We start from the raw sequence: 6,449 nt of genomic DNA, 5'->3' as shown, positions 1-6,449 counted from the left end.
CTTGTCCTGATTTAAATTTAATCCACTATATTGCACCGACTCAAATTTAATCCAAACAAAAAAGTCGTCTGAAAATATTCAGACGACCTTTTGAGTTCAAACGATGAACGATTAGTGTTGATGCGCGCCACCGTGGTCATGACCATGACCGTGATCCATGCCGGATTGCGGCGCGGTTTTCACTTCCAGTTGTACGGTTTGAGGTTTGGCATTTTTGAATTTCAGGGTAACCGGTACTTTTTCGCCTTCTTTCAGCGGTTTTTTCAGACCCATGAACATAACGTGGTAGCTGCCCGGTTTCAGCTCGGTTACGCCTTTTGCCGCCAGCGGAACACCACCTTTGACTTCGCGCATGCGCATCACGCCGTTGTCGTTGACATGGGTATGCACTTCAACGCGGTCGGCTACCGGGCTGCTGCCGCCGACCAAGAAGTCTTGTTTGGCTTCATCGTTGTGGATCTTCATGAACGCGCCGCCCATTTTCATGCCTTCAACGGTGGCACGCGCCCAACCGTCTTCAACGTGAACACCGGCTGCGGAAGCGGTGGATACCAAACCTGCTGCGATCAGGGTTGCCAATAATTTTTTCATGTATTGCTCCTTTATGATGAAATGGGTGGTTTTGTTGCGGCAAAAGCTTTCCGCGCGACATTGCATGTCGGTAATACTGTTCTCATCCTACATGCAATGGTCGTCTGAATGCTTTGACTCAGATTAAACAAAATGATTCAAATTAATTCATGAGAATTAATACTTAGTAAGTATAAATCATCTCAAAGTAAATTTAAACATACCCGTGCCATAATGCGATCGCCCACACGATACCCAGCATCGTCAAAGCGAGCAATTGCGCGGCGGAGCCGGCATCTTTGGCGCGTTTTGCCAACTCGTGTTTTTCAGTGGAAGTGTGGTCGACGGCGGCTTCGACGGCGGTGTTGAACAATTCGGTGATCAGCGAAACAAACGACGCAATAATCAGCAGCATTTTGGTCGCGGAGTCGAAATTGAGGATGAAGGTCAAGACAATCAAAATCAGGTTCAGCCATAATACTTGGCGGAACGCGCTTTCATAGCGGTAGGCGGCGGCAAGCCCGTCTTTGGAATAACCGAATGCGTTGATGATGCGTTTGATGCCGCTTTTGCCTTTTTTATCGGCAGCGTAAGAAGATGGTTTCATAAGTAATGTTTGTATCAATATTTATATTTGTAAAAAGGGGTCGTCTGAAAACGAGCGAAGCGAGTTTCGCCAAAACGAGCGCAGCGGGTTTCGCTAAAACGAGCAAAGCGGGTTTTACTAAAACGGATTCGGGTTTCAGACGACCTTTCGGTATTATTGTTTGGACCAAGCTTCGACAGCGTCGACAAACATCGCGGCGACGTCGAAGTTTTTTTGTTTCATGATTTCTTGGAAACCGGTCGGGCTGGTAACGTTGACTTCGGTCAGGTTGCGGCCGATGACGTCCAAACCTGCCAGCAAGATGCCGCGGCGTTTGAGTTCGGGGGCGAGGGTCTCGGCGATTTCTCGATCGCGTTCGCTCAATTCCTGCGCCACGCCGCGTCCGCCTGCTGCAAGGTTGCCGCGTGTTTCGCCGTTTTGCGGAATACGCGCCAAAGCATAGGGGACGACTTCGCCGCCGATAATCAGGATGCGTTTGTCACCGTGGACGATTTCGGGAATGTAGCGTTGCGCCATGATGGTGCGGGAATCAAGCTGCATCAGGGTTTCGAGGATGCTGCCGATGTTGGGGTCTTTTTCGGTCAGGCGGAAAATGCCCATGCCGCCCATGCCGTCCAGCGGTTTGATGATGATGTCGCCGTATTCTTTCAAAAATGCGCGGACATCGGCGGAACGGGTCGTAACCAGCGTAGGCGCGGTGAACTGGCTGAAGTTCAAAATCGCCAGTTTTTCATTGAAGTCGCGCATCGCCTGCCCGCTGTTAAAGACCTTCGCGCCCTGCTGTTCCGCCAGCGTCAGGAATTGGGTGGCGTAGAGGTATTGCATATCGAACGGCGGGTCGGTGCGCATAATGACGGCATCGAAGTCTTTCAAGGTCGTCTGAACTTTGTCTGCCGCTTTAAACCATTCATGGTCATTGTCGCCTTTTGCACCAAGAAACTCAAACGGCGCAGCCTGAGCTGTCACCAATCCTTGCTGTACGGACAATTCGCCGCTCAAGGTATGGAAAAGCTGCCAGCCGCGTTTTGCCATCTCGCGCATCATGGCGTAGGTGGTGTCTTTGTAGGTTTTGAAACTTGCCATCGGATCGGCAATAAACAGGACTTTCATGGGAACTTCCTTATAAACAAACGACGTAATCATACCTTGTATTGAGGTCGTCTGAAAGGGCGCGGGTGGTTTGGCAAAGAGGTCGTCTGAAAAGCGGTTTGTGAATGGTTACACAAACTTTCTTTTCAGACGACCTCTCCGATTCTGCGTTTAAGCGGCGGCAAGACTGATTAACTCTGCCGCATGGCTGCGGGTCGTGTCGGTAATGATTTCGCCGCCAAGCATACGGGCGATTTCTTCGATACGCTGCTGATGGTCCAACACGCTGATTTCGCTGACGGTTTGTTCGCCTTCGCTGTGTTTGCGCACCTGCCAATGGTTTTCACCGCAGGAAGCGACTTGCGGCAGGTGGGTCACGGCGAGCACCTGATGTTTTTTACCCAAAGCACGCAGGGCTTTGCCGACCATTTCTGCCACGCCGCCGCCGATACCGGTATCGACTTCGTCAAAAATCAGCGTAGGGACTTGCGTGTATTGGCTGGTAACCACCTGCAAGGCAAGGCTGATGCGGGCAAGTTCGCCACCGGACGCGACTTTGTTCAGCGGACGGGACGGATTGCCTTTGTTGGCGGCAACTTGGAACTGTACCTGCTCCAAACCGTGCGCTGTGGGCGAAGACGGCAGCAGGACGATGTCGAAACGCGCGCCTTTCATGGCGAGATGCTGCATATGTCCGGTCGTTTCCTCGCCCAACCTGCCCGCCGCCTGATGGCGCATGGCGGAAAGAACATGAGCGGCCTCCTGATATTCGGCAAGGTTGCGGGCAACAGTTTGCGTCAACGCTTCCAAATCGGCAGCGGCTTGCAGGCTTTGCAGGCGCTCGTCGATTTCAGCCAGCTTTTGCGGCAGGGCTTCAGGCTCGATGCGGTATTTCCGCGCCATCCCCATCAGCTCGCCCATGCGCTGCTCCTGCGCCGCCAATTCATTGGGATCGATGTCGCTTCGGCCTGCGACGTCGCGCATATTGGCACTGATTTCGCCCAATTCGGCTTCAATGCTCGCCAGCATATTCAGGCTTTCGGCAAAGCGCGGCTCAATGTTTTGCAGATTGGTCAACAGCTTTTGGCATTGATAAATTTGACGTTGGATGCCGTTGTCGCCATCGATGTAGTCGCCGACTTCTTCGGCAGCCTGCAACAGCTCGGCAGAATGGGCAAGACTGTCGTGGCTTTGGCTGAGGGCTTCCCATTCGCCTTGTTTGACGTCCAACTGGTTCAATTCGTTGAACTGCCATTCCAAACGCTCACGCTCGATAATGATGGTCTCGGCGTGTTCCTGCGCCTCTTGGAGGGCTTTTTTCGCATTGACCCAGTTTTGATAAAGCTGTCTGACAGTTTCCGCCTGCGCTTTGCTGCCCGCAAATGCGTCCAACAATTCGCGCTGGGCGGATTCTTGATTGAGGGAATGGTGGGCGTTTTGCCCGTGGATGTCGATAAGCTGCCCGCCGACGGCTTTAAGCTGCGCCAGCGTGGCTGCCTGATTATTGATGAAGCTGCGGCTTTTTCCTTTGGCGTCGATGATGCGGCGGATGCTGAGTTCTTCCGCGTCTTCGTCCAAAAAACCCTGCTCCTGCAATTGGGCTTTAAGTTCGGGCAAAAGGCTGATGTCGAACAATGCCGACAATTGCGCTTCCTTCGCACCGCTACGGACTTGGCTGTAATCGGCCTTATCGCCCAACAAAAGCCCGATTGCGTCCAACGTAATCGATTTGCCTGCGCCTGTTTCGCCGGTCAAAACGGTAAAACCGCTTTGGAAATCCAGATTGAGGTTTTCAACAATGACAAAATCGCGCAGGGAAAGTGCCAACAGCATGGTAGTATTCCTTAGTAAATCGACCGCACATCGGCGGCTAACTTTAGATATGCTGATTATAACTAAGATTTTTTATAGTTTGAATAAGGTTTTCCTTATTTTATATCTAACAAACTGAATACAATGATATTATTTTTTGAAAAAAGGTCGTCTGAAAACCTATTTCCAGTTTTCAGACGACCTTTGCCAATCCTGCCTGATTTAATTAATCAGCCGCTCCGGCGTTTCTTCCTGCTCCTCTTCTTCGCCTGTCGGCGGCGTTTCGATCAAATCAGGCAAAACCAATTCGCCTAATTCTGTCAGCGGCGGCAAATCTTCCAAACTGTCCAAGCGCAAATCGCTCAAAAACGTCGGCGTCGTCGCCCACAATGCAGGCCGGCCGACCGAATCACGATGCCCGATCACTTCAATCCAACCCCTGTCCTGCAAGGTCTGCATCACGTTCTGCGACACCGCCACGCCGCGTATGCCCTCAATGTCGCCGCGCGTCACCGGCTGCTGGTAGGCAATAATCGCCAGCGTTTCCATCACGGCGCGGGAATAGCGCGGCGCACGCTGCTCCTGAAGGCTGCCCAGCCGCTCGAATGCCGCCTGAGCAATCTGAAACCGCCAGCCCTCGTGCGTATGCACCAGTTGCAACGCCCTACCCTGCCAACGCGTTTTCAACTGCGCCAACACGTCGATTAATTTGTCCTGCGACAGCGGCGGCACACACAATTCGCGCATGGATTTTTCGTTTAGGGGTTCGGTTTGGGTCAAAAGCGCAGCTTCAATCAGCGCGTCGGGAGGGAGTTTTTCAGTCATAACGTTAAAATTTAATTGTTTTGATGTTTTCAGACGACCTTGAACAAGGACTCTTTTCAGTTTTATATGTTGGTTTTAAATTTTACAAACAGGTCGTCTGAAAATTTTATTCTAAGGTTTCAGACGACCTTTTTGAGGGCAGTGAAACATCTTTTGGCATTCCACCATACCGCCCTACTTGTCCGCAGGCTTCTGCCCTTTGCGTTCCGCTTTTCTGGCTTCGCGCACGGCTTTGAGTTCGGCTTCTTTTTGGCGGGCTTTTTTGAGCCATGTTTCCCATTGGTTCGGTGTTTCGAGGGTGATTCTGCCGATTTTGCCTTCGCGGAAGTCGGTGAGGATGTTTTCGGCGGCTTTTTGGTAGTTGATCCGTCCGCCGCTGAGGACTGCGCCGCGTTTTTTGGCTATCCACTCGAGCCATGAGTTGTCATCCCAGTGGCTGCTGGGGTCTTTGTCGGCTTGGTAGCGTTCTTGCAACATGGGGAGGTAGTGGCGTCGGAGGTAGTCTAGGAGCTCGAGGGCGACTTCTTCTTCGTCCAGCGCGTTGCGTCCGACTGCGCCGCCGGCGGCGAGGTTGTAGCCGCCTTCTTCGACGATGATTTTCGGCCACAGCATTCCGGGGGTGTCGTAGAGCCAGAAGTCGTCGGCGAGGAAAAGGCGTTGTTCGGCTTTGGTGATGCCGGGTTCGTTGCCGGTTTTGGCGGATTTTTTGCCTATCATGCCGTTGATGAGGGTGGATTTGCCGATGTTGGGGATGCCGCAGATGAGGACGCGCAGGGGTTTGTCTATGCCTTGGCGGTGGGGAATCATGGCGCGGCAGGCTTGGGTGATTTTGCCGTGTGCGCCGGTTTCGGAGGAATCGAGGGCGATGGCGCGGGTATCGGGGCGGCTGTTGTAGTGTTCGAGCCAGATTTTGGTGCGTTCGGGGTCGGCAAGGTCTTGTTTGTTGAGGATTTTGAGTTTGGGCTTGCCTTTGGAAAGCTGGGCTAGCAGGGGGTTTTCGCTGGAGGCGGGCATACGCGCGTCCAGCATTTCAATCACCATGTCGACGCTCTTGGTACGTTCGGCGATGGCTTTTTTTGCTTTGTTCATGTGGCCGGGAAACCATTGGATTGCCATGTTTTGTTCTTTCTGTCTGATTTGCGGTGGGGTCGTCTGAAAAGTGGTTCGGCGGTGTTTTCAGACGACCTTGAGGTTTGTCCGTTTTCTGTGCAAAGGTCGTCTGAAAGCCTTCGCGGTTTTTCAGACGACCTTTTGGTTTGAGGCGCTCAAGGTTTAGAGGTTGCCGTGTTCGTAGCGGTAGTAGCCGGCTTCGTCCATACATTGTTCAAGGGATTTGGGCGTCTGACCGTGTTTTGCGTCGTGTTGCGCTTGTGATTTGCAAACGTTGATTTGACGGGAAACTTCGGATTCGCTTGCGCCGGTGCGGTGCCAGCGGTAGGCGGGGACTTCGGCGGCGCAGGCGGCGAGTGTGCAGGCGAGTGCGAGGGTGAGGATGTGTTTCATGGGCTTCTCCTTTTATAGTGGATTAAATTTAAACCAGTACGGC

General features: G+C 52.6%; 8 protein-coding genes. 1 reads left to right on the top strand and 7 read right to left on the bottom strand.

Annotation, left to right across the window (positions count from 1 at the left end; translation table 11 throughout):
• Nucleotides 1-111: 111 nt before the first annotated feature.
• From HMPREF3050_RS10860 to ylqF, 6 genes are all read right to left on the bottom strand, one after another.
• Nucleotides 112-591: a copper chaperone PCu(A)C gene (locus tag HMPREF3050_RS10860; RefSeq protein WP_009311228.1), complete on the bottom strand. Its 480-nt coding sequence runs from the start codon at nucleotides 589-591 to the stop codon at nucleotides 112-114.
• Nucleotides 592-784: 193 nt separating this feature from the next.
• A complete protein-coding gene (locus tag HMPREF3050_RS10855) occupies nucleotides 785-1,177 on the bottom strand; it encodes a diacylglycerol kinase (RefSeq protein ID WP_003744917.1) in 393 nt (130 codons plus the stop codon).
• Nucleotides 1,178-1,330: 153 nt separating this feature from the next.
• Nucleotides 1,331-2,287, bottom strand: coding sequence for a glutathione synthase (gene gshB, locus HMPREF3050_RS10850; protein ID WP_070774799.1), 957 nt, complete (start codon nucleotides 2,285-2,287; stop codon nucleotides 1,331-1,333).
• Nucleotides 2,288-2,437: 150 nt separating this feature from the next.
• Complete coding sequence (gene recN / locus HMPREF3050_RS10845) at nucleotides 2,438-4,099, bottom strand: DNA repair protein RecN (protein WP_003776821.1); 1,662 nt, start codon at nucleotides 4,097-4,099, stop codon at nucleotides 2,438-2,440.
• 201 nt (nucleotides 4,100-4,300) lie between these two features.
• Nucleotides 4,301-4,903 (bottom strand): SMC-Scp complex subunit ScpB, encoded by a 603-nt coding sequence (locus HMPREF3050_RS10840; protein ID WP_003769031.1) that lies wholly within the window; start codon nucleotides 4,901-4,903, stop codon nucleotides 4,301-4,303.
• 174 nt (nucleotides 4,904-5,077) lie between these two features.
• Entirely contained in the window at nucleotides 5,078-6,019 is a 942-nt protein-coding gene (gene ylqF, locus HMPREF3050_RS10835; protein WP_070774798.1) for a ribosome biogenesis GTPase YlqF, read from the bottom strand.
• Nucleotides 6,020-6,022: 3 nt separating this feature from the next.
• Between ylqF and HMPREF3050_RS14670 the strand changes: the two genes are divergently transcribed.
• The gene (locus tag HMPREF3050_RS14670) at nucleotides 6,023-6,163 is read left to right on the top strand and encodes a hypothetical protein (protein ID WP_168166269.1); all 141 of its coding nucleotides are present in this window, start codon (nucleotides 6,023-6,025) and stop codon (nucleotides 6,161-6,163) included.
• 12 nt (nucleotides 6,164-6,175) lie between these two features.
• Here HMPREF3050_RS14670 and HMPREF3050_RS10830 read toward each other — a convergent pair whose 3' ends face one another.
• Nucleotides 6,176-6,406, bottom strand: coding sequence for a protocatechuate 3,4-dioxygenase (locus HMPREF3050_RS10830; protein ID WP_070774797.1), 231 nt, complete (start codon nucleotides 6,404-6,406; stop codon nucleotides 6,176-6,178).
• Nucleotides 6,407-6,449: the final 43 nt, after the last annotated feature.

It is taken from the genome of Neisseria sp. HMSC065D04 (assembly GCF_001815675.1).
GTDB lineage: Bacteria > Pseudomonadota > Gammaproteobacteria > Burkholderiales > Neisseriaceae > Neisseria.
The sequence above is the reverse complement of the archived record's forward strand: the minus strand, read 5'-3'. Positions and strand labels throughout refer to the sequence as shown.

Bases quoted from the DNA above. Each gene is read 5' to 3' on its own strand.
- HMPREF3050_RS10840 (WP_003769031.1), bottom strand. From the start codon at position 4,903: ATGACTGAAAAACTCCCTCCCGACGCGCTGATTGAAGCTGCGCTTTTG.
- gshB (WP_070774799.1), bottom strand. From the start codon at position 2,287: ATGAAAGTCCTGTTTATTGCCGATCCGATGGCAAGTTTCAAAACCTAC.
- HMPREF3050_RS10860 (WP_009311228.1), bottom strand. From the start codon at position 591: ATGAAAAAATTATTGGCAACCCTGATCGCAGCAGGTTTGGTATCCACC.
- HMPREF3050_RS10855 (WP_003744917.1), bottom strand. From the start codon at position 1,177: ATGAAACCATCTTCTTACGCTGCCGATAAAAAAGGCAAAAGCGGCATC.
- recN (WP_003776821.1), bottom strand. From the start codon at position 4,099: ATGCTGTTGGCACTTTCCCTGCGCGATTTTGTCATTGTTGAAAACCTC.
- HMPREF3050_RS10830 (WP_070774797.1), bottom strand. From the start codon at position 6,406: ATGAAACACATCCTCACCCTCGCACTCGCCTGCACACTCGCCGCCTGC.
- ylqF (WP_070774798.1), bottom strand. From the start codon at position 6,019: ATGGCAATCCAATGGTTTCCCGGCCACATGAACAAAGCAAAAAAAGCC.